The organism is Brevundimonas sp. VNH65, assembly GCF_049445955.1.
Lineage (GTDB): Bacteria > Pseudomonadota > Alphaproteobacteria > Caulobacterales > Caulobacteraceae > Brevundimonas.
The window spans coordinates 185,566-207,396 of the sequence record NZ_JBMSDX010000002.1 but is presented as its reverse complement, the minus strand read 5'-3'; the positions used below and the strand labels follow the sequence as shown (position 1 = coordinate 207,396).

20 protein-coding genes and 1 riboswitch are annotated in these 21,831 nt (G+C 71.0%); of the genes, 10 read left to right on the top strand and 10 right to left on the bottom strand.

Annotated elements, in window-relative coordinates:
• Positions 1-9 precede the first annotated feature (9 nt).
• Both ACO2Q1_RS04870 and ACO2Q1_RS04865 read left to right on the top strand, forming a co-directional pair.
• Positions 10-597 (top strand): RNA polymerase sigma factor, encoded by a 588-nt coding sequence (locus ACO2Q1_RS04870; RefSeq protein ID WP_423328418.1) that lies wholly within the window; start codon positions 10-12, stop codon positions 595-597.
• Positions 584-952 carry a DUF6768 family protein gene (locus tag ACO2Q1_RS04865; RefSeq protein WP_423328417.1) on the top strand — a complete coding sequence of 123 codons (369 nt, stop codon included), beginning with the start codon at positions 584-586 and terminating at the stop codon, positions 950-952. The genes ACO2Q1_RS04870 and ACO2Q1_RS04865 overlap by 14 nt, the downstream gene beginning before the upstream one ends.
• Positions 953-967: 15 nt before the next feature.
• Here the strand turns inward: ACO2Q1_RS04865 and ACO2Q1_RS04860 are convergent, their stop codons facing one another.
• Positions 968-1,666 carry a MarC family protein gene (locus ACO2Q1_RS04860; RefSeq protein ID WP_423328416.1) on the bottom strand — a complete coding sequence of 233 codons (699 nt, stop codon included), beginning with the start codon at positions 1,664-1,666 and terminating at the stop codon, positions 968-970.
• 96 nt (positions 1,667-1,762) lie between these two features.
• Between ACO2Q1_RS04860 and pyrF the strand changes: the two genes are divergently transcribed.
• Positions 1,763-2,500 (top strand): orotidine-5'-phosphate decarboxylase, encoded by a 738-nt coding sequence (pyrF, locus tag ACO2Q1_RS04855; protein WP_423328415.1) that lies wholly within the window; start codon positions 1,763-1,765, stop codon positions 2,498-2,500.
• Between the two features lie 123 nt (positions 2,501-2,623).
• On the opposite strand, the gene mutS is transcribed toward pyrF, so the two are convergent.
• The gene (gene mutS / locus ACO2Q1_RS04850; protein ID WP_423328414.1) at positions 2,624-5,314 is read right to left on the bottom strand and encodes a DNA mismatch repair protein MutS; all 2,691 of its coding nucleotides are present in this window, start codon (positions 5,312-5,314) and stop codon (positions 2,624-2,626) included.
• Between the two features lie 67 nt (positions 5,315-5,381).
• A riboswitch (cobalamin riboswitch) is annotated at positions 5,382-5,574 on the top strand.
• A 164-nt stretch (positions 5,575-5,738) separates the two neighbouring features.
• Here mutS and ACO2Q1_RS04845 point away from each other — a divergent pair.
• Positions 5,739-7,604, top strand: a complete 1,866-nt coding sequence (locus ACO2Q1_RS04845) for a TonB-dependent receptor plug domain-containing protein (protein WP_423328413.1) — start codon at positions 5,739-5,741, stop codon at positions 7,602-7,604.
• Here the strand turns inward: ACO2Q1_RS04845 and ACO2Q1_RS04840 are convergent.
• Complete coding sequence (locus ACO2Q1_RS04840) at positions 7,588-8,526, bottom strand: aldo/keto reductase (RefSeq protein WP_423328412.1); 939 nt, start codon at positions 8,524-8,526, stop codon at positions 7,588-7,590. The genes ACO2Q1_RS04845 and ACO2Q1_RS04840 overlap by 17 nt on opposite strands.
• A 193-nt stretch (positions 8,527-8,719) precedes the next feature.
• Here ACO2Q1_RS04840 and ACO2Q1_RS04835 point away from each other — a divergent pair, with 193 nt between their 5' ends.
• The 3 genes from ACO2Q1_RS04835 (at position 8,720) to ACO2Q1_RS04825 (ending at position 9,890) form a co-directional block, all read left to right on the top strand.
• Positions 8,720-9,097 (top strand): DUF883 family protein, encoded by a 378-nt coding sequence (locus ACO2Q1_RS04835; protein ID WP_423328411.1) that lies wholly within the window; start codon positions 8,720-8,722, stop codon positions 9,095-9,097.
• Positions 9,097-9,516, top strand: a complete 420-nt coding sequence (locus tag ACO2Q1_RS04830; protein ID WP_423328410.1) for a hypothetical protein — start codon at positions 9,097-9,099, stop codon at positions 9,514-9,516. The genes ACO2Q1_RS04835 and ACO2Q1_RS04830 overlap by 1 nt, the downstream gene beginning before the upstream one ends.
• Positions 9,517-9,713: 197 nt before the next feature.
• Positions 9,714-9,890, top strand: a complete 177-nt coding sequence (locus ACO2Q1_RS04825; protein WP_423328409.1) for a DUF1328 domain-containing protein — start codon at positions 9,714-9,716, stop codon at positions 9,888-9,890.
• Positions 9,891-9,978: 88 nt separating this feature from the next.
• Here ACO2Q1_RS04825 and ACO2Q1_RS04820 read toward each other — a convergent pair whose 3' ends face one another.
• Genes ACO2Q1_RS04820 through ACO2Q1_RS04810 form a run of 3 tightly spaced genes read right to left on the bottom strand, consistent with a single transcriptional unit; the run spans position 9,979 to position 12,231 of the window.
• Positions 9,979-10,851 carry a metallophosphoesterase family protein gene (locus tag ACO2Q1_RS04820; RefSeq protein WP_423328408.1) on the bottom strand — a complete coding sequence of 291 codons (873 nt, stop codon included), beginning with the start codon at positions 10,849-10,851 and terminating at the stop codon, positions 9,979-9,981.
• Complete coding sequence (locus ACO2Q1_RS04815; protein WP_423328407.1) at positions 10,848-11,810, bottom strand: diacylglycerol/lipid kinase family protein; 963 nt, start codon at positions 11,808-11,810, stop codon at positions 10,848-10,850. Before ACO2Q1_RS04815 ends, ACO2Q1_RS04820 begins: the two co-directional genes overlap by 4 nt.
• 46 nt (positions 11,811-11,856) lie before the next feature.
• On the bottom strand, positions 11,857-12,231 hold the full coding sequence (locus ACO2Q1_RS04810) for a hypothetical protein (RefSeq protein ID WP_423328406.1): 375 nt from the start codon (positions 12,229-12,231) through the stop codon (positions 11,857-11,859).
• Between the two features lie 183 nt (positions 12,232-12,414).
• On the opposite strand from ACO2Q1_RS04810, the gene ACO2Q1_RS04805 reads away from it, so the two are divergent.
• Complete coding sequence (locus ACO2Q1_RS04805; protein WP_423328405.1) at positions 12,415-12,762, top strand: YMGG-like glycine zipper-containing protein; 348 nt, start codon at positions 12,415-12,417, stop codon at positions 12,760-12,762.
• A 142-nt stretch (positions 12,763-12,904) separates the two neighbouring features.
• Positions 12,905-13,357 carry an OmpA family protein gene (locus tag ACO2Q1_RS04800; RefSeq protein ID WP_423328404.1) on the top strand — a complete coding sequence of 151 codons (453 nt, stop codon included), beginning with the start codon at positions 12,905-12,907 and terminating at the stop codon, positions 13,355-13,357.
• 3 nt (positions 13,358-13,360) lie between these two features.
• Here ACO2Q1_RS04800 and ACO2Q1_RS04795 read toward each other — a convergent pair whose 3' ends face one another.
• Positions 13,361-14,038: a CAP domain-containing protein gene (locus ACO2Q1_RS04795; RefSeq protein ID WP_423328403.1), complete on the bottom strand. Its 678-nt coding sequence runs from the start codon at positions 14,036-14,038 to the stop codon at positions 13,361-13,363.
• A gap of 161 nt (positions 14,039-14,199) precedes the next feature.
• Between ACO2Q1_RS04795 and glnD the strand changes: the two genes are divergently transcribed.
• Positions 14,200-16,929, top strand: coding sequence for a [protein-PII] uridylyltransferase (gene glnD, locus ACO2Q1_RS04790; protein WP_423328402.1), 2,730 nt, complete (start codon positions 14,200-14,202; stop codon positions 16,927-16,929).
• A 1,036-nt stretch (positions 16,930-17,965) separates the two neighbouring features.
• On the opposite strand, the gene ACO2Q1_RS04785 is transcribed toward glnD, so the two are convergent.
• The 3 genes from ACO2Q1_RS04785 to ACO2Q1_RS04775 form a co-directional block, all read right to left on the bottom strand.
• Positions 17,966-20,080: a transglycosylase domain-containing protein gene (locus ACO2Q1_RS04785; protein ID WP_423328401.1), complete on the bottom strand. Its 2,115-nt coding sequence runs from the start codon at positions 20,078-20,080 to the stop codon at positions 17,966-17,968.
• 141 nt (positions 20,081-20,221) lie between these two features.
• Positions 20,222-20,830 (bottom strand): class I SAM-dependent methyltransferase, encoded by a 609-nt coding sequence (locus ACO2Q1_RS04780; RefSeq protein ID WP_423328400.1) that lies wholly within the window; start codon positions 20,828-20,830, stop codon positions 20,222-20,224.
• Positions 20,827-21,798, bottom strand: a complete 972-nt coding sequence (locus ACO2Q1_RS04775; protein ID WP_423328399.1) for an alpha/beta fold hydrolase — start codon at positions 21,796-21,798, stop codon at positions 20,827-20,829. The genes ACO2Q1_RS04780 and ACO2Q1_RS04775 overlap by 4 nt, the downstream gene beginning before the upstream one ends.
• Positions 21,799-21,831: the final 33 nt, after the last annotated feature.

Genomic DNA, 21,831 nt, shown 5'->3' with positions numbered 1-21,831 from the left:
CTATGAGCGATGACCCGGTCTGAAGCCTCACCCGATATCGCGAACGGTCGCCTGCTGGACGACTATCTGGTCGTCGCCGCCCAGGCCGGCGATGCGCGGGCGTTCGCCGATCTAGTCAGGCGCTGGCGGCGGCGGCTGCTGGCGCATGCCTGGCGGCTGACGGGCGATGACGAGGCGGCGAGCGACGCGGTGCAGGCGGCCTGGCTGGAAATCGCGCGAGGCCTGCCGCGCCTGAAGGACGAGCGGGCGTTTGCGGCCTGGGCCTATCGCATCGTCACGCGCCGTTGCGCGCGAGAGATTTCGGGGCTGAAGGACCGTCGGGAGCTGGCCCGGGCCCTGGCGGTCCAGCCGACGCCCGATCCGACCCCGGCGCCGGACGTCGACCCGACCGGTGACGTCGGTCGCCTGCGGGCGGCGATCCGAACCCTGCCGCCGGCCCAGCGCGCCGCCCTGGCCCTGTTTCATTTCGAAGACCTCAGCATCCCCGAGATCGCCGTGGCCCTCGACGTTCCCGCGGGCACGATCAAGACCCGCCTCATGCACGCCAGACGCCGCCTTCGCGCCGTTCTGGAAGGAGATGACCATGACCTCTCATGACCACGACATCGACCGGGCCCTGGCCGCGGAGGAACGCGATCTGCTGCGCCGCATCGGCGAGGACCCCGGCCATATCCAGCAGACTCTGGCCCTGTTCAGCGGGCGATCCGCCTGGGTCAGCATCGTGCTGATGATCGTCCAGACCGCGGCCTTCGTGGCGGCCGTCTGGACCGGCTGGAGGTTCTTCCAGGCGACGGAAGTGCTTGAAGCCCTGCGCTGGGGCCTGCCGTCCGCCGTGCTGCTGATCGTCTCGCTGATGATCAAGCTGGCGCTCTGGCAACCCATGCAGGCCAACCGCCTGCTGGCGGCGATCAGGCGGCTGGAACTGCTGATCGCCGCCCGTCGTCGGGATTGAACCGTTCGTCGCGCCTCAGTGTCCGCCCGCCGGATAGGGCGTCGTCACCGAGCCGGCGAACATGCCGGGCAGGGCTTCGGACAGCCCCATCAGGATGAACTGAATGGCCAGGGCGCAGAGGATCAGGCCCAGGACACGCACGATGATGGCCAGGCCGACCTCGCCCAGCATGCGGCTGAGCGGCCCGGTCAGGGCGAAACAGACGAAGGACACCAGGGCGGCGGCGGCGATGGCGACGAGGGAGGCGATCGTGCCGGCCGTGCCGATCTTCTCGGCCTCGCCCGCCTGGATGATGATGGCCGAGATGGCGCCGGGGCCGATCATCAGGGGGATGGCGAAGGGCACGACCAGCCGCTGGAACCGGCGTTTGGCATAGCCGCGCACGTCCTTGGCGTCGGTGGCCGCGTCCTTGTCGGCGAAGCTGGCGAGGAAGTCCTCGCGCGCCATGTCCAGACCCAGCAGCAGCAGCAGGACGCCGCCGGCGATGCGGAAGGCCGCCAGGGAGATGCCGAAGAACTGCAGCAGGCCGAGGCCGGTGAAGAAGAAGAAGCCGAGGAAGACCGCCGCGAACAGGCAGATCAGGGCCGAGACCGAGATGCGTTGGCGCAGGCTCGCCCCCGCCGTGGCCGCCGCGAAGATCGGAATGTTGCCGAGCGGGTCCAGCAGGGCGAACAGGGTCACGAACAGGTTGACCCCGAGATCGAGCGCGTTCATCTGTCCCCCTCAGCCTGAAAATCGAACCCGGCCCGGCGGCCGATGCGGCGCGAGTCGCGTCCGGAACCGCCATAGCCGTTCGCGCGGAGTCCGTCGATGACCCATGCCTTCAACGCCGATCTGACCCCGAACCGGGTCCCCGACCCGCGCCTGATCTGCGCCCTGGACGTGCCGACGGCGGACGAGGCGCGCGCCCTGGCGGACCGGGTTCAGGACGCGGTCGGCTTCTACAAGATCGGGCTTCAGCTGTTCGCCACGGACGGCATGGGGCTGGCCCGGGCGCTGAAGGCCGAAGGGCGTCAGGTCTTCCTGGACTGGAAGCTGCATGACATCGGCGCGACGGTGGAAAAGGCGGCGGCGGCCCTGGCCAATGCGGGATGCGACCTGCTGACCGTCCACGCCCGGCCCCAGGTGATGGCGGCGGCGCGACGCGGGGTCGAGGGGTCGGACCTGAAGGTGCTGGGCGTCACCGTCCTGACCAGTCTGTCGGCCGAGGATGTGGCCGGCGACGACCACAGCCTGTCCCCCGCCGAACTGGTCGAACTGCGCGTGCGTCAGGCGCTGGACGCCGGGATCGACGGCGTGGTGGCCAGTCCGCACGAGGCGGCGCGGGTGCGCGAGATCGCGACGGCTGCCGGGCGACAGGACTTTCTGATCGTGACGCCGGGCGTGCGGCCGATGGGGGCGTCGCTCGATGACCAGAGCCGGGCGGCCACGCCGGAACAGGCCCTGAAGGACGGGGCCACCCATCTGGTCGTCGGACGCCCGATCACGGCGGCGGCCGATCCGCGCGCGGCGGCCCTGGCCATCGCGGAAGCCATCGCCCTGATCTGAGGACCGGATATCACATGCCCGTCCATCCCGGCGAAGGCCGGGAGCCAGATTCGGGAGGGGATGTTTGAAGGCGGCGTTCGCCCACTGGACCCCGGCCTTCGCCGTGGCGCACGGAGAGGCGAGCTACTTCGCCAGCGCCTTCAGCCGGTACAGCGCCTCCAGCGCCTCGCGCGGGGTGAGGTCGTCGGGGTCGATGTCGGCGAGCGCCAGGTCGGTCGGCGAGGGGCCGGAGGGGGCGGCGACGGCGGCTTCGGCGACCGCGAACAGAGGCAGGTCGTCGAGGCGGCCGTGGGCGGTCTTTTCGGCTTCCAGCCGGTCCAGCACCTCGCGGGCGCGGGCGACGACGGGGCCGGGCACGCCCGCCAGCCGCGCCACCTGGACGCCGTAGGACCGGTCGGCCGCGCCGGGTCCGGCCTCGTGCAGGAAGACCAGGTCGCCGTTCCACTCCCGCGCCTTCATCGACAGGTTGGAGACATGGGCCAGCCGGTCCTCGAGCTGGGCCAGCTCGTGATAGTGGGTGGCGAACAGGGTGCGGGCCTGCGCCCGGTCGTGCAGATATTCCGCCACGGCCCAGGCGATGGCCAGACCGTCATAGGTGGCGGTGCCGCGCCCGATCTCGTCCAGAACGATGAAGGCGCGATCGGTCGCCTGGCTGAGGATGGCGGCGGTCTCGACCATCTCCATCATGAAGGTGGACCGGCCGCGCGCCAGATCGTCACCGGCCCCCACGCGGCTGAACAGCCGATCGACCACGCCCAACCGCATCGCGGCGGCCGGGACGAAGGCCCCCGCCTGGGCCAGGATCACCAGCAGGGCGTTCTGGCGCAGGAAGGTCGATTTACCCGCCATGTTGGGGCCGGTGACGATGGACAGCCTGGCATGACCGGCGCCCTCGCCGTCCAGGCCGCAGTCGTTGGGGGTGAACGGATCGCCCGCCGCCTTGACGGCCGCCTCGACCACGGGGTGGCGACCGCCGCGGACCTCGAAACAGCGGCTGTCGTCGATGACCGGGCGCACGGCCCCGACCTCCTCGGCCCATTCGGCCAGGGCGGCGGTCGCGTCGAGCTCGGCCAGGCTTTCGGCCACGGCCTGCAGCGGGGCGGCCAGGCGCTGCACCTCGGCGCGCCAGCGCTCGAAGGTCTCGCCCTCGATGGCCAGGGCGCGGAAACCCGCCTGGCTGATCTTGGCGTCCAGCTCCGACAGTTCGACGGTGGTGAAGCGGACCTGGGCGGCCAGGGTCTGGCGATGGATGTAGGGGCTTTCGGGACCGGCCCTCAGCAGGCCCTCGGCGTGTTTGGCCGTGGTTTCGAGGAAATAGCCGAGCACGGCGTTGTGGCGGATCTTGAACGGGACGCGGCTGTCGGAAACGGCGCGGGCCTCCAGTTCGGCGACGACGCGGCGGCTGTCGTCCCGGAGCCGGAGCGCCTCGTCCAGTTCGGGGCGGTAACCGGGCCGGACCAGGCCGCCGTCGCGGGCCAGATGCGGCGGCTCATCGACCAGGCCGTCGATCAGTTCGGCCAGCAGGCGGCCGACCTCGGCGGGCGGCGACAGGCCGTCCAGACAGGCGGAAAGGCGCTCCGGCGGGGGATTGAGCGGATCGCCGACGGGGTGGCCGGCGGTGAGAAACAGCCCGCCGACGGTCTCGGCGGTGGCAAGGCCGGAGCGAACCGCCGCCAGATCGCGCGGGCCGCCGCGCCCGAGCGCCAGACGGGAGACGGCGCGGGCCACGTCGGCGGAGGCGCGCAGGGCGTCGCGCAGGTTCCGGCGCAGGTCGCGCCGCTGCAGCAGCCATTCGACGGCGTCGAGCTGGGCGTTGATGGCGGCGGGCTGGCTGAGCGGGCGGGAGATGCGTTCGGCCAGGGCGCGGGCGCCGCCCGAGGTGACGGTGCGGTCGATGGTGTGCAGCAGGCTGCCTTCGCGCTCTCCTCTCTGGCTGCGGTCGATCTCGAGCGAGGTCCGGGTGGCCGGATCGATGGCCAGGCGGCCCGTCTCGGTCGAGCGACGAGGCGGGGCGAGGGCCGGGACCTTGCCCGCCTGGGTCGTCTCCAGATAGGCGGCGATCAGACCCAGCGCCGAGACCTCCGCCTCCTCGAAGGCGCCGAAGCCGTCCAGCGACGATACCCCATACAGACGCTCCACCCGCGACCGGGCGGCGGTCGGCTCGGCCACGGCCGAGGCCAGGGCCTGGACCAGACCGCCCGAGCCGTCCAGCGCCGGACGCACGGCCTCGTCGGAATAGAGTTTGTCGGGGACCAGAACCTCGGACGGACGGAAGGCGGCCAGGGCCGAGGCGAGGTCGCCCAGGTCGCAGGCCAGGCAGTCGACGGCGCCGGCCGAAAGCTCGACCACGGCGACGGCGGCCCGCCCCCGGCGCACGGCCACGGCGGCCAGGCGATTGGCGCCCCGCGCGTCCAGCAGACTGTCCTCGGTCAGGGTGCCGGGCGTGACCACGCGGACGATATCGCGCGCCACAATGGCCTTGGAGCCGCGCTTTTTCGCCTCGGCCGGAGTCTCGATCTGCTCGCAGATGGCGACCCGGTGGCCGAGGCGGATCAGCCGGGCCAGATAGCCGTCCAGCGCATGGACCGGCACCCCGGCCATGGGGATATCCTCGCCCTGGTGCTTACCGCGCTTGGTCAGGGCGATGCCGAGGGCGGCCGAGGCGATCTCCGCGTCCTTGAAGAACAGCTCGTAGAAGTCCCCCATACGGAAGAAGACCACCGCGTCCGGCTGGGCCGCCTTGGCCGCCAGATACTGACCCATGACGGGGGTCACGCCTTCAATGGCGGGAGGGTGAGCGACAGGGGCGTTCATGAAGGGCGCAAGGTGACGGATCGGACCCGGCGGCTCAAGCGATTCGTCCGGGCTTGCCGCGACGCTTCGCATCTGCGAAAGGCGCGGTCAGGCGGTTAAGGGAACGCGGTCAGACACCGCGGCTGTGCCCGCAACTGTAGGCGGCGAGGGCCGTCGTCCGATCCGGGAGCGATCCCGGCGTCACTGCGCAAGCGGGAAGGCGAGGACGGCGATCCGGCGACCCGCAAGCCAGGAGACCTGGCCGCCCCCGTCGCTCGTCCGCTGTCCGGGACCAGACAGAGGCGTGGGGCCTGCCCCCTGCTGACCGCAGGGATGTTCCGTCGAAGCGACCCGATCTCTGCGCCGTTCTGATCCGATCAGGGCGGATTGGTCGCTTTCACGTCCCGGCGCGCGCGGTCGCCCGGACCGTCAAGGAACACGCTCCATGAAGCGTTCTCTCTTCGCCTCCACGGCCGCCCTGGCCGTCTTCACCGCCTTCGCCGCCCAGGCGCAATCTGGCGCGCAGTCTTCCGACCCGACCGAGGTCGAGGATGTGGTCGTCACCGCCGCCCGCCTGCCCGCCGTCGTGTCCGAAACCCCGGGCGCCCGCGTCATCGACGGCGCGACCATCGAGCAGCGCGGCGCGGTCTTCGCCGCCGATATCCTGGCCGACGTGCCGGGCCTGTCGGTGGTGCGCACGGGGGCGTTCGGCGGCGTCGCCCAGGTGCGGATGCGCGGCGCCACGCCGGGCAAGACCCTGGTCCTGGTCGACGGGGTTCCGGTCAACGATCCGGCCGAGATCAACGGCGCCTATGACTTCTCCGGCTTCGAGCTGGGCGACGTCGATCGCATCGAGGTCCTGTCGGGTCCGCAGTCGTCCCTGTGGGGGTCGGACGCCATCGGCGGGGTGATCGCCTTCACCACCCGCGAGGTGGACGGTATCCGCGCCGAGGGCGAGGCGGGAAGCTTCTCCACCCTGCGCGGCCGGGTGGCGGTCGGCACGGCCAACGAGACCTCCGCGTTCGGGGTCTGGGCCTCGCGCTTCCACACCGACGGGATCTCGGCCGCCGACGAGGCGGACGGCAATGACGAGGCCGACGGCTTCGACAACACCACCCTGGGGGCCAAGGGGCGTTACGGCTTCTCCGGCGGGCTGACCCTGGACGGTTCGCTGCGCTGGTCCGAGAGCCGGGCGGACATCGACGGCTTCCCCGCCCCGACCTACGCCCTGGCCGACACCCTGGACACGACCGAAAGCGAGCAGTGGTCGGGCCAGGTGCGGGCGCGCCTGAACCTGCTGGGTCTGGATCATCAGTTCAGCTTCGCAGCCTCGGACATCGTGCGCGACACGGTCTCCAGCTTCCCTTCGCACTTCGAGGCCGACCGCCAGGTGTGGCGCTGGCAGGCGGATGGCGCGGCCTTGAGCGACAGCCTGCGCTACGCCTTCGGCGCCGAGCGTGAGGACACGTCCGGCAGCCTGTCGTCCGGGCTTGCCGAGGAACTGGGCGCGACCTCGGTCTTCGCGGTGGCCAACTGGGACGCGACCGAGCGGCTGAACCTGACCGGCGCCCTGCGCTGGGACGACACGGACGACTTCGGATCGGAGACCACGGGCCGCCTGTCGGCGGCGTTCGAACCGGGCGGCGGCTTCATCCTGTCGGGCGCCTGGGGCACGGGCTTCAAGGCGCCGTCGATCAGCCAGGCGGTCTGCGACTTCTGCTATTCGTCCGCGCCCTTCCCCGTCCTGCGTCCGGAAACGGCCGACAGCGTCGAGGCGGCGATCGGCTGGGCCTCGGCCGACGGCCGCATCGAGGGTCGGGCGACGGTCTATCGCCTGAATGTCGAGGACCAGATCACCTATGTCTCCGATCCGGTCACCTGGGACAGCTACTACGTCAACATCGCCGAAACCCGGACGGACGGGGTCGAACTGGAAGGCCGGGCGCGTCTGGGGGGCGGCTTCGACCTGAGCCTGGCCTATGCCTGGACCGACGCCCGGGATCAAAGCAACGATCGGCCTCTGGCGCGCGTGGCCGAACACTCGGGGTCGGCGACCCTGGGCTGGACCGGCCGACGCCTGTCGGGCGCCCTGACCATCCGGGCCGAAGGCGACGAGCCGGACAACAACACGGCGACGGCGCCGACCCGCGAGGGCTTCGTCACGGCGAATCTGAACGCGGCCTGGCGGCTGTCGGATCAGGTGGCGGCGACGCTGCGGGTCGAGAATCTGGCCGATGAACACTATCAGCAGGTGCTCGGCTACGGCGAGCCGGGCCGGTCGGCCTATGTCGGGGTCAGGCTGCGCTACTGATCCGGCGGACGTCGTCCATCGGCGTCAGGCCTGTCCCGTGCAGGGCGCGGGACAGGTCGGCGGCCTGGGGCAGGGCCAGGGTCCCCCAGTCCAGATCGGGCCGGGGGGCGTGGGCCGCCGCCAGCATGGCGCGCAGTTCGGCCGCCGAGGCGACGCTGGCCACGACGGCGGCCACGCCCGGAAGATTGAGCGCATAGGCGAGGGCCGCCTGCATCGGATCGATCCGCGCCTCGGCCAGCCGGCGCCTCACCCGCGACAGCGCGGCGGCGTAGGGCTGGAATTCGGGCGGCAGGGCGTCCCCGGCCATGAACAGCAGGCCGCTGACGAAGGGGGCCGCGACGTGGATCTCGACGCCCAGGGCCGCCAGGGCGTCGAGCACGCCGTCCTCGGCCGCCCGCTGGTCCAGGATGTTGCAGGGAATCTGGATGACGTCCGGCTGGAACCGGCGCGCCAGCAGGGCCGGGCCGTCCTCGACGGTGGCGCAGACGCCGATCTTGCGGAACAGCCCCCGGTCCTTCAGCGCGTTCAGCCGGTCCCACAGGGCGCGGCCCTCGGCGCCGGCCAGATCCGACGGATTGGACACCAGCAGGGTCTCACCGCGCGGCAGGCCCAGACGTTCCAGCGAGCGCCGGGCGCGGGCCTCGACCCGGTCCAGGCCCTGGGACAGGGGCACGGTGCGCGCGGTGACGGCGAAGGGGGTAGGGAAGGGCCAGGCCTGGCCCAGAAGCCGCTCGTTGTCGCCCTCGGGCCGCGTCGCGACCATGGCGCAACCGGCGTCGGCGGCGGTCTGCAGCAGGACGCGCAGGGCCTCTTCGCGCACGCCGGGCGGCGGTCCGCCGGCCGCGATCTGGGCGCGCTCGGGCTCGGTCACCACGGCGATGGCGAGCCTGGCGGCGACGGACGGGGCGGCGGACGATCTCACCCGGCCATAGTGGCGGGCAAAGCTTAAGGGAGGCTCACCCGAAAGTTGGCCAAACCTTACCGGCGGAACCCTGTGCGCCGAAAGCGGGATGGGCGCGTGCGCGGCAAGACGCCTCGGAACCGCCCGCCCGCGGTGGCGTTGACAGCGATAGTCGCCTATCTACGGTCAAGCTGACCGCAAGGAGCATTTCAACATGGCCACCACCAAAGCGCGCGAAGACATCAAGAATGACCTGAAGACCCTCAAGGAGGATCTGAAGGTGGGCGCGCGCGAGGAGACCGCCCGCCTGAAGGAAAAGGCGACCGCCGCCCAGGCCCGCGCTCGCGCCAAGGCCGCCGAGGCCGAGGCCGCCATCCGCGAGAAGTCGGACGAGCTGCGTGAACGCGCCCGCGGCTATTACGACACCGCCCGCGTGCGCGGCCGCGAATATTATGACGACGCCGCCGAGCGTCTGGACGAGGCGCAACGCTATCTGACCGAGCGGGTGCAGGAGCGCCCGGTTCAGTCCACGGCCATCGCCCTGGGCGTCGGCGTGGTGATCGGCCTGCTGCTCGCCGGCCGCCGTCGCTGATGATCGGCAAGAGCCTGATCCGCAAGCTGGTGGCGGGCTTCGCCGCCGCCGGCGCCGCCTTCGTGGCCGTGGTCGCCCTGGGCGCCGCCGTCTTCTACGGTCTGGCCCTGGTGCTGCCGCCGCTGGGCGCGGCGTCCCTGACGTTCGTGCTGTTCGGACTGGTCGCCCTGGTCATCGCCCTGGTCTTCCTCAAGGACGGCGGGATCGTGGGTGACGACGACGATGACGATGAGGATGAGCCGGAAAGCCTGGCCAGCCGCGCCGTCCACCTGATCCGCGAGCGTCCGATCGTCGGCGCCGGCCTGGGTCTGGGGGCGCTGTTCTTCCTGGTCCGCAATCCGGCCCTGGCGGCGATCGTGGCCAGCATGGTCACCGAGAAACGGATGGAAAGCCGGGGCTACGGCAAGCGCCGTCGCTGACAGTTTTCTTGCCCGGAAAAGACTCCCGTCGGCCCGATCCCTGGATCGGGCCGATTTCGTTTGAGACGTGGCCGGATTTCGACTCAGCCAGGCCTCAATCGGGAACGACGTGGCCGTGATGACGTTTGAATATCACGGCGTCAGGGCGTCCTGACGTGAAGCGGAATACTCACCCTTTCTCGTTGAGGAGACCTGTCATGCTGCGTTGGGCCATCATCTTCTTCGTCGTCGCGCTGGTCGCGGCCGTCCTCGGCTTTGGCGGCATCGCCGGCATGTCGATGGAAATCGCCAAATTCGTCGCCATCATCGCCCTGATCCTGTTCGTCGTCTCGCTGGTGGCGGGCGGCCTGAGGGGGCGAGGCACGCGAATCTGACCTCGGCGTCAGACCGCACGACAAGGGCCGCATCTTCGGATGCGGCCCTTTTCATTTCCGGGATGTGGGGCGGACCGACGCCCCTGCGTCAGGTCCCGGCCCGCTCGCGCGCGCCGGGGCGGATGGGATCGGGGGCGGTCTCGGCGTGGCGCGTGTCCTGACGGCGCGGCAGGCGCCAGGTGCGCGACGGGGCGAAGCCGTGTCCGTCCCAGGCCAGGGCTGTGACCACCACTTCGTGCGCCGTCCATTCGACCTGGTTGAAACTGGGCGGAGCCCCCCGCTCGCGATGCGACAGGGTTCCGCATCCCACCGCATAGGAGCAGCGGTCGCCCAGTTCGATCGGCAGGGCGAAGGGGATGTGGGTGTGGCCGGTCATGATCAGGTCGACCCCCGCCTCGGCGAAGATCAGGGCGGCGGCGTCGCCGCGTTTGACGTCGCCGGTCATCGGGGCGCCGATCATCTCGATCAGCGGGTGGTGGCAGGCCAGGATGCGCAGGGCCCCTATCGGGGCCTGACGCAGGGCCTGGGCCGCGCGCCGGGTCTGGTCCAGGTCGATGACGCCCTTGGACCAGTTCAGCCGCGCCTGCCAGCCGCGCGCTGTGGTCACGCCCCGCACCATCACCTCGTCGCTGACGAATTCTCCGTCGTGGGCGGGATGGCCCGTGGCCGTCTCGAACGCCTTCCACGGGGCGAACAGGCGCGCCGACAGGCTGTAGTAGGGCACGTCGTGATTGCCGACGATGACGAAGCGTGGCTCGGGCATGGCCCGGATCCAGGCGCCGGCGGCGGCGAACTCGTCCGGCAGCCCCTTCTGAGTGACGTCGCCGGTGATCAGGATCAGGTCCCAGGCCGAGGCGTGGGCGTACTCGAGGGCGGCGGCGCAGGCGCGCTTGTGCTCGACCCCGAAATGCACGTCCGAGAACTGCAGCAGGCGCCCGTCGCGATCCGGATGGCTCGTCACACGCTGTCCTCGGCGGCGGGCGGCAGGGGGGCCAGGGCGCGGAAGGCCTTGGGCAGGAACCGCACCACCGCCTCGGGGGGCAGCTGGACGGGTTCGCCGTCGATCACCGCCGGGATGCGCGAGCGTGAGCGGACCTCGATGCGCCGCGCCGGCCGGGTCGTGACCGAGGCGTCCGAGCGCCAGTCGCTGAACAGGGCCGTGGCCGCCAGGCGGAAGGCCTGGCCGGTATCGTGCGGGTCCATGGCCGCGGCCTCCAGGCCGATGGGTTCGTCCAGGGCGCGCGAAATCATCGGACTGATCAGGACCAGGGCCTCGGTCTTGCCGAGGCGTCCGCCGTCCAGCTGATAGCGCAGGCGGCCGGTGAAGGCGCGCTTCAGGGCGCGGCGCGCATGGCTCCAGGCCTTGGACAGCTTGCCGGTGCGGATCGCCTCCCGCGCCGGGGCCCAGAGGGCTGGGGTCCCCAGGATGGCGGCGCAATAGAAGGCCTGGCCCTGCACCTCGCCGCCGGCGACATGCTGGGGGGCGCCCTCTTCCAGCGCCTTGCGCAGAGCGGCTTTCCAGTCCGCCGTGCCGTACAGGGCCTTGGGCAGCATGTTCATGGTGCCGCCGGGCAGGGGGGCGATCAGCGGACCCTGCGGCCCGGCGCGCGAGGCGACCGAACGCGCCGTCCCGTCGCCGGCCAGGACGAACAGGACGTCCGGTCGCGCGTCCAGGGCGTCGCTGATCTGGCCGTCGAAATCCCCGTCCTCCAGGGCGATGACCTGCCCCTCCAGCGGATAGTCGGCGAGGATGCGCTCGACCTCGGCCGCCGCCCGCGGCCCGACCGACCCGGACAGGCCGTTGACCAGCACGGCGACCCTCCGGATCTCCACGTGGAGCGACAACGGGCGCAGTTCGGCGGCCGCATCGGTGGCAGCGTCTTCGGCGAGCGGTTCAGTCGGACTGGCGGCTTCGGTCATCCCGGGGCGAACGTCGCGCCGGAGCGGGCGTTCCCGTCAAGCTCGACTATTTCGCGCGAAATTCCTCGGCGGTCTTCTCGGCGCCGGCCTTCAGCGCCGTACCGGTGCGGTCAGCGACGGCCTCGGCCTTGTCGCCGGCGACGTCAGCGGCCTCCTCGACCTTGGCCGGCGCCTGACCGGCGGCCTCGCGGACGAAGGCGATCCCCTCGTCGATCCAGCCGTCGATCACGGCGCCGCCCGAGGCGATCGAGCCTTCCTTGATCGACATGACGGCCGTCAGGGCCCCGAACAGGGCCAGCAGGGTGGCGATGAACCCGATCAGGGGGCCGAGGTTGAGGCCGCGCTTGCGGCGGCCGGAGGTGCGACGCGCCCAGGACGGCCCGGCGTCCTCCGCCATACGAACCGGTTGTGAAAAACGCATGAGCCCCTCCTGATCGCCGGTCGCCCCCCGGCGTCCGAAACTGTATTTCACGGTTAACGACTAGGATAGGTCGGGAACCTCGGCAATAATCCAGCGTTCTCGCCCACGGAGCGAACATCTGTTCCGGGACGACGTATCCTGCGGGTGCGGCGTCCGGATCCATCCGGAATGAAGGACGACACCATGAACAAGGCAATTCTGGCCATCGGCGCCGCCGGCCTGCTGGCTTCCGCCTGCGCCACCGACCCCTACGGCAACCCCACCACCTCCGAGACCGTGCGCCAGGGCGCCATCGGCGCCGGCATCGGCGCCGTCGCCGGCGCCATCATCGGCAACAATGTCGGCGGCGGCAACGCGGCGACCGGCGCGGCGATCGGCGCTGCCGTCGGCGGCGCCGCCGGCGCCATCCGCGGCTCGAACCAGGACCGCGCCAACCAGCAGCGGTATCGCGACTCCCAGGGCCGCTACTACTACTGCTACGACGGTCGCCAGACCGAGTGCTACTGGGAGAACGGCCAGCGTCGCTATTGATCCCGAGCCGGTACGGCCGAGATTTCGGGAGGCGGCGCGTCTATCGACGCGCCGCCTTTCGTGTCTTCAGCGGCGACAGCCGTTTTCGGAGTGACTTGCGACGACCGGGTCGCCAAGCTGAGCCGGTATGGAGGGTTTCGGGATGAAGCGGGCGATCATCGGGACGGCGGTCATCGCGTCGGCTCTGGCGGCGGCGGGGTGTTCGGGCAATCCCTTCGCGGAGCCCAGGCCGCTGGTCGCGGCGCCGTCAGTTTGCGGCACGCAGCGGTTCGACGTGTATTTCGCCGACAGCCAGGCCGGACTGACGCCGGCGGCGCGGCAGGCGATCTCCCTGACCGCGACGGCCCTGCAGGGATGCGACATCCGGGCGGTGCGGGTGACGGGTCTGTCGGACGCGCGCGGCGGAGCGGCGGCGAATCTGACGCTGTCGCAACGTCGGGCCCAGGCCGTGGCCGAGGCCCTGGAAGCTGCGGGCTGGCCGGCGCCGATGTTCGAGGTCGAGGCGGCGGGATCGCAGGGGGCGACGGACGCCGCCGGGGTGGCTGAGCCTCTGCGGCGGCGCACCGAGGTGGTGGTCGAGGCCGCGCCGCGCTGAAATCTACTGGGTGGACACCGTCCGGCGCATGACGGGCTCATAGCCGTAGTCGATCACGCACATATAGTAGAAGACCGCGTGCGGGCCGCAGCCGACGCCGGCGCGCACGAAGCCCGAGCGGAACAGGTTCACCCGGTGCCCGCGATCGCGGACATTGTCGTCGACCAGCAGCTGGATGATCACCTCGCGCGCGGTGTCGTAACCGTAGGAGATGTTCTCGCCGCCGTAGGGTTCGCCGCCACGGCGAGAGACGCGGGTGGCGAAGTCCCAGCCGTCGGTGCCGTAATGGCCGACGAAGCCGGTCGGCCCCTGATCCATGACATGGTCCAGGGCGGTCAGGGCCAGCAGGCCGTCGGGCTGCAGGGGCGGCAGGGGCGACTGGCGCTTGAGGAAGGCGATGGCCTCGTCGACGGCGGCGACGCCCTCGTGGGTCTGGATGGTGATGCGGCCGGGCCGGATGACCTGATCGCCGCGGAACTGGGCGCGATAGTCGAGCAGATATCTGACGTAGCCCTGCGGATCGGTGCGCATCAGGTTCATCTCGTCCAGAACCTCGCGCGACAACTGGCCGCCGCCGCCCACCGGGCCGGGACCGATCATCGGGCGCGCCGCGCCGTTGGCGGTGGGCGTGGCGGCGCGATACGGGGCTTCGTTCGCCCACGTCGAAGCGGCCGTCAGCACGGCCGCCGCCATCGCCAAGAACGCCAGTCCCCGTCTCACTCGGACCCCCTGCCCATGATCGAAACCTGCCAAATGGCGGCGACGGACGCCAGACGCCTCGCGCAGACGGCGAATGACAGGAGGTCGCAGGGCGCGCGTCCAGCCTCTATAGTCGGCGTCGAATGACGCTCGCCGCCCCTCCCGACGCTCCGGACGACAGCCGATCGCCCCTGGATCAAGCCCTGGACGGCGTCCTGGACGCGCCTTCGGGCGACGGCGACGTGCGCGGCGCAGTGACCGAAATCCTCCGGGACCGCTACGCCGCCCAGCGGGAGAAGATCGCCCAGCGGCTGGCGGCCGGCCTCGGCGGGGTCGAGGTGGCGCGCCTCTATGCCGAGGCGGCCGACGAGATGCTGACCGCCCTGTGGCGGTTCACGACCCGGACCCTGTACCCCTCGCCCAATCCGACCGAGGCGGAGAAACTGGCCCTGATCGCCGTCGGCGGCTACGGCCGGGGCGTCCTGGCGCCCTTTTCGGACCTGGACCTGCTGTTCCTGCGTCCCTGGCGAACGACGGCCCGGACCGAGACGGTGGCCGAGTTCGTCCTCTATGTGCTGTGGGACCTGGGGCTGAAGGTCGGCTCGGCGGCGCGGTCCGTCGAGGAGTGCCTGGCCCTGTCGCGCACCGACATGACGGTGCGCACGACCCTGCTGGAGGCGCGGTACCTGGCGGGGGACGAACCGCTGGCCCGGGATTTCCTCTGGCGGTTCAGGGGCATCGTGACCAACGCCGACCCGCGGCCCTTCATCGCCGCCAAGATGGAGGAGCGCGAAGGGCGTCACGCCAAGGCCGGCGCCAGCCGCTACCGCGTCGAGCCGAACATCAAGGACGGCAAGGGGGGGCTGCGCGATCTCAACACCCTGTTCTGGATCGCCCGATCCCTCGCCCCGGACAGTCCGCTGGGCGCGGCGGTGCTGGACGACATGCTGACGGCGCGCGAACGCCGCAGCTTCGAGACCGCGTTCGATTTCCTGTGGCGGGTGCGGGCGCACCTCCACCTGACGGCGGGCCGGGCCGAGGAGAAGCTGACGTTCGACCTGCAGCCGGAGGTGGCGCGGCGCATGGGCTGGCGCGGCCGGGGGGACGAGCCGGCGGTGGAGCGGTTCATGCGCCGCTATTTCATCGTGGCGCGCGACGTCGGCGCCCTGACGCGGGCCTTCAGCGCCAGCCTGGAGGCGCGGCATCAGAAGAAGCCGCAGGGGCTGTCGCGCCTGTTCCGGCCGGTGCGAAAACGCGACCTGGGCGACAGCGCCTTCATCGAAGACGGCGGCCGACTGTCGATCGCCTCGCCCGAGGTCTTCCGCCAGGACCCGGCGCGGCTGCTCAGCCTGTTCGTCACGGCGGACCGGCACGACCTGGACCTGCACCCCGACGCCTTCTCGGCCGTGATGCGGTCGCTGGATCTGGTGACGCCGAAGCTGAGACGCGACGCGCGGGCGACCGGCGCCTTCCTGAACGTGCTGGCGCACGGCCAACGGCCCTATCGCGTCCTGACCATCATGAACGAGACGGGACTGCTGGGCCGGTTCCTGCCCGAATGGGGCCGGATCGTCGGCCAGACCCAGTTCAACATGTACCACGCCTATACGGTGGACGAGCACAGTCTGATCGCCATCGGCATCATCAACGACATCGCGCGCGGCAAGTTGATGGAGGACCATCCGCTGGCGACGGAGGTGATCCATCTGATCTCCGACCCCGACGCCCTGATGCTGGCCATGCTGCTGCACGACGTCGGCAAGGGCGGCGACCGGGGTCAGCTGGAGGACGGGGCCATCGCGGCGCGCCGGGCCTGCGAGCGGCTGGGGGTCGATCCGCGCCGGACCGAGCTGGTCGTCTGGCTGGTGCGCAACCATCTGGCCCTGTCCGACTACGCCCAGAAGCGGGACGTGTCCGACCCCGGCACGGTGCGTGACTTCGCCGAACTGGTGGGCGATCCGGAGCGGCTGCGCCTTTTGCTGGTGCTGACGGTGGCGGACATCCGGGCCGTGGGGCCGGGGGTGTGGAACAGCTGGAAGGGCCAGCTGATGCGCAGCCTCTATGCCCGCGTGGAGGCCCTGTTCCGGGGCGAGGATCTGGAGGCCGTCGACCCCCTGGCCGATCACGCCGAACTGGTGGCGCGCGCCCAGGCGACCGGGGCGGCGGCCGAGGCGCGCTCGGTGTCCGAGGAGGGCGGCGGGGCGGCGACCGAGATCGCCCTGGCGGCGACCGACCGGCCGATGCTGTTCGCCGACCTGGCCGCGACCCTGGCGGCGGCGGGGGCGGACGTGACGGGCGCGCGGGTGGCGACCACGGCCGAGGGGCTGGCGCTGGACGTGTTCCAGATCCAGGACGGCGCCGGCGATCCCTATGGCCAGGCCGAGCCGCGCCGACTGACCCAGCTGGTCAAGGCGCTGGAGAAGGCGGCGCGGGGCCAGTCGCGTCCCCGCGCGCCCGAGACGCCGGCCGCCAGTCCGCGCCGGGCCGTGTTCGACGTCCGGCCGGTGGTGATGATCGACGCCCATTCCAGCGCTGACGCCGTCATCATCGAGGTGTCGGGCGCCGACCGCCCCGGCCTGCTGGCCGAACTGGCCCAGACCCTGTCGGATCAGGGGCTGTCGATCCGCTCCGCCCATGTCGCCAGTTTCGGCGAGCGGGCGGTGGACAGCTTCTACGTGACCGACGCCGAGGGCCGGGCCGATCTGTCGGACCTGCTGATCGACGAGGTTCAGTCGGCGCTGGAGGCGGTGCTGAACCGCGCACCCGAACCTTCCAGCGGCCGCCGCCTGATCGCGGCGCGCGCGAGCGCGCGCGACGTCTCCGAACTGGGCCGGGCGGCGCGGCGGAGGGGCGGGGACGGACGGCAGGGGTGAGGGCGTTCCTTCCTACCGCTACGCTCTCCCATTCCTTCTCCCGGTTGGGAGAAGGTGGCCCGCAGGGCCGGATGAGGGGACAGTGTCGAAGTCGGCGACAGCCGTCGCACCGCCCGTGACACGGCTCAGGCCGACTGCTGCGATTGTCCCCTCTCCCTTGAGCGCCAGAACGACGGCTGCGCCGCCGTGCGCTCAATCCCTCTCCCAACCGGGAGAGGGAGGAGTCTGGCAGAGGGCGGTCTTCCATCACACTTCAACACCCGGATTCGCTGATTTCCCTCACCTTTCCCCAAAACTTGCGGCCCGCTTCCGGCCGCAGGTGGAGCCTGCCCCATAATACCCCCGCTTCACCGCACGGGAGGGCCGTCGGCCGGCGACCTGCGGGCGGTGGAGGCGAGACAGCGGGGGCGGGGTCTGGTCACACGGGCCTCGCCGCCTCGACCGCGGAGGGGAACCTTTTCGGAGCCGAGGCTGGGTCGGAGTTGAAATCCCGACCGTTCCGGGGATCGGCCGCGCCGGCCGACCCGCCCGCCGGGGGGCTATTCGACGCCGGCGCCAATCAGCGCCCCCCGTCGCTCCTCCCGTCCAGGTCCCGCGCGGAGCGACATCAGGCCTTCGTCGAAAACGGTACTTCTATCCTACAGACCGGGCGAGGCCCGGCGCTCCGCCCCTCCCGCACCCTTCAGGCCCCCGCCGTGAAGCCGACCACGCTTGTCTTCTCCTCCCCCGCATGGGGGAGGGGGACCGCCGAAGGCGGTGGAGGGGTCCGATCGCGCAGCGATCGGCGGGCGGTGGAGGGGGCAAATCTCCCCGCCCGGAGAAGGATCGCATGCGATCCGACGACCGGACCGCCGAAGGCGGTGGAGGGGGCGACGCCCCCCAATCCCAAAAACCCCGTCACCCTCGGGCTTGTCCCGAGGGCCCATACGTCCGGAAATGCGGATGTCGGATTTGACGCGCGCGTTCAGAAGCGCATGCGACGTCCGGGATGGCCCCTCGAGACAAGCCCCCAGGGTGACGGGAAACTGGGCGCGCCTCAGAAGAACAGGGCGTCGGGCTTCTTTTCCGGTTGCAGTCCGGGATCGACGCGTTGCACCGGGTCGCGCGGCCGCGCCGGCGGCGTGGTCGCGGGGCGGGCGGCGGCCGGGGCGGCCTGCGCCGGAGCGGCCTGATAGGGTCGGCCCTGGTCCGGATCGACGGGACGGCTCGGCGCGCCGCCATAGGGGTCGTCCAGCTGGCCCAGCAGGTCGCCCACCGGATCGGCGGCCACGGGCTGAGGCGGGGTCCAGCCTTCGGGCATCGGCGGCCCGTTCGGGATGGTCTGGACCGACAGGCGCGGCAGGGCGGCCTCCATGAAGCCCTTCCAGATGGCGGCGGGCGCGCCGCCTCCGGTCACGCCGCGCATGGCGGTGTTGTCGTCCTTGCCGACCCAGACGGCGGCGACGAAACCGCCGGTGTAGCCGACGAACCAGGCGTCCTTGTAGTCCGAGGTCGTGCCGGTCTTGCCCGCCAGGTCATAGCCGGACACGGCCGCCGACCGGGCCGTCCCGCCGGCCACCACGCCGCGCAGCATCTGGTTCATGTAGTAGAGCGGAGGATTGTTGATGGCCTGGCTGGTCGGGGCGGCCCCGCCGCGCTGATAGATGATGCGCCCGCGCGGCGTGCGGATGCGCTCGATCCCCGCCGCCTCGACCCGCCGTCCGCCGTTGGCGAAGGCGTCATAGGCGGTCGCCATGTCCAGCGGCGAGACCTCGACGGCGCCCAGGGCCATGGCCGGCTCGGTGCCGACCCGGCTCGTGATCCCCAGCCGTCGCGCGGCCCGCGCCACGCTGTCGCGGCCGATCTGGTCGGCGACATAGGCGGCCACGGTGTTGGTCGACTGGGCCACCGCCTGGGACAGGGTCATGGGCCCGGCGAAGGTCCCGGAGTAGTTGCGGGGCGACCAGTTGCCGATCTGCACCGGCTGGTCGATCACGGGGGTCTCCGGCGTATATCCGGCCTCGGTCGCGGCCAGGTAGACGAAGGGCTTGAAGGCCGATCCGGCCTGACGACGGGCGTCCACGGCGCGGTTGAACTGGCTGTCGGCGTAGGAGGCGCCGCCGATCATGGCCCGCACCCGGCCGTCGCCGTCCATGGCCACCAGGGCCGCCTGTTCGACGCCTCTGGATTTGTCGCGGGTCAGGATGCGGTTGACCGAGCGCTCGGCCGCCGTCTGCAGGGTCAGGTCCAGGGTGGTCTCGACCACCAGATCCTCGGTCGGTTCGCCGACCATGCCGCGGATCTGCTTGTCCAGCCAGTCGATGAAATACTGGGCGTGCTGGCTGGCCAGGGTGCGCGACACCCGCACCGGCTCCAGCACCGCCTGGGCGCGCTGTTCGGGGGTGATGACGCCGGTCTCGACCATCTGGTCCAGCACCACGGTCGCCCGACCGGCGGCCCGGTCGGATTCGGAGACGGGCGAATACCGCGACGGCGCCTTGAGCAGGCCCGCGAGCAGCGCCGCCTCGCCGACGGTCAGCTCCTTGGCCGACTTGTCGAAATAGCGTTGCGACGCCGCCTCGATCCCATAGGCGCCAGCGCCGAAATAGACCCGGTTCAGATAGAGGGCGAGGATTTCCTTCTTGGAGAATTTCAGCTCCAGCCACACCGCCAGGATCAGCTCCTGGGCCTTGCGCCTCAGGTTCTGGTCGGGGGTCAGGAACAGGTTCTTGGCCAGTTGCTGCGTCAGGGTCGATCCGCCCTGGACCACCCGCCCGGCGCGCAGATTGGTCATCATCGCCCGGCTCATGCCGATGGGATCAAAGCCGGGATGCCACCAGAACCGCCGGTCCTCGATGGCGATGAAGGCGGCCGGGACATAGTCGGGCAGGGCGTCCAGGTCGGCCGGCGGCGCCATCTGCGTCCCCCGCGTGGCGATCAGGGCGCCGTTGCGGTCCAGATAGGTGATCGAGGGCTGGCGCTCGACATTGTACAAGCTGGACGTGTCCGGCAGACCGCGCGCGAAGACGGCCAGGAAGACGACCGCGAAGATCAGGCCCCAGACCGCCAGGACCGAGCCCCAGTAGACGATCTGCTGCATGCGCGTCCGCGCCGGTCGCGGCGCCGGTCCGCCCGCGCCGCCCGATCTTCCGCCGAAACCCGTCTGCGCCATCGTGCCCTCTCGACCGCCCGTGCTTCCATAGCCGGACGCGGCCCCCATCGAAACGCCCATTACGGTGAACGGATGATGAAGACCTCACGCCAGCGTGAAGCCGCTTTCCGCCGAAATCTGGGCGGCGGGCTTACGCCTTGGTCATCTGCGCCGGCGCGCCAGCCAGATGCGGCCGTCATCGGCGTTGATCGATGCGGCGTCCTGCGGGTCGGGATCAAGCCCGCCGGCGACCAGCCGCGCCTGATATTCCTCCGGGGCGAGGCTGGCGTGATGCAGCGGTTCGCCGCGCCAGACGCCCAGACGGGTCTCTTCGGCCGAACCGGCGTTGAACATCATCACGCGGTCGGCGTGGGCGATCAGCCGGGGCAGGACGCGCCTCTGATCGTCGCCGGTCAGATGGAACAGACTGCACCAGGCCAGGACGCCGTCGAACCTTCGCCCTAGGTCGAGGTCACGCATATCGGCCTCCATCCATTCCGCCTGAGGCATCGCCCGCGCCGCATGGACCAGCAACGGTCCGGAGGCGTCCACGCCCGTGACCCTGAACCCGCGCGCCGTCAGGAACTGGGCGATCGGACGCCCGGATCCGCAGCCGACGTCCAGCACCGTCCCGCCCGGCGGCAGGGCCGCAGCGAACCGCTCCAGCCAGACCTTCTCCTCCGGGGTCAGGTCGCGGCGCGCGGCGATCCAGTCGTCCGCCCCTTCCCAATAGAGCGGGACGATCCGATCCGCCGCCGCCTGATCGCTCATCGCGCCAGGAAGGCGTCCAGCTGGGCGAAGAAGGCGTCCGGCTGGTCGAACATGACGAAATGAGCGGCGTCATCGATCCGCTTCAGCGTCGCGCCGGGCAGATTGGCGAACGAGGCGCGATAGACCATGTCGGTGATTTCCGGCGTCATGCGGGCGTCGTTGAACTTCACATAGACGACCTCCACCGGGGCGGTGATCTTCGGCAGTTCGGGGCGCAGGTCGGTGACGATCAGTTCGCGGAAGGCCGAGGCCGAGACGGCGCGATCACTGGTCGCGGCGTCCTGCAGCGGACCGGCGCGCAGGCTTTCGGTGTTGATCATTCCGGTGACCGAGGCCGCGGCGCGGGCCTGATAGTCGGCGTCCGGGCCGGAGACCATGCCGGTCCAGACCTGATCGGCGATCGGCGTCACCTGTTCGACCGTCACCCCGGGCGCGCCGAACATCGCGCCCATGAAGGGCACCATGTCCACGACCATCAGCTTGCCGACCAGGTCCGGATGCCGCGCGGCCAGCATCATGCCCATGGTCCCGCCCATGGAATGGCCGACCACCACGGGCTTGGTCAGCCCCTTCTCGGAAATATAGCGCGCGATCTCCTCGGCGACCGGCGCCGCCACCGGCGCATGCGTCCCGGCGGCGGGCGCATTGCCCTTGGCCGGCGCGCCGGCGAACCCCTGGACATGGACGCGATGCACGCGATAGCGCCCGTTCAGGTGCGCCACGGTCGAATCCCAGACCTCGGGCGACGAGGACAGACCGGGAATCAGGATCATGTCGGGTGCCCCGGCCGGACCGTCGACCCGGACATGCAGGCGATCGGACTGGAAATCGGCGTGCTCGTGGCCGTGATCGCCGTGTCCGGCCGCGGCATGAGCCGCATGACCGGCGTGGCCGTCCTGGGCCAGCACGGGCGACGCCAGCAGGGCCAGGGCGGCGGCCTGGCAGACGAGGGCGGAGAGACGGGTCATGGGTGAGCTCCTTGGGTCTGCAACGCTTCTACA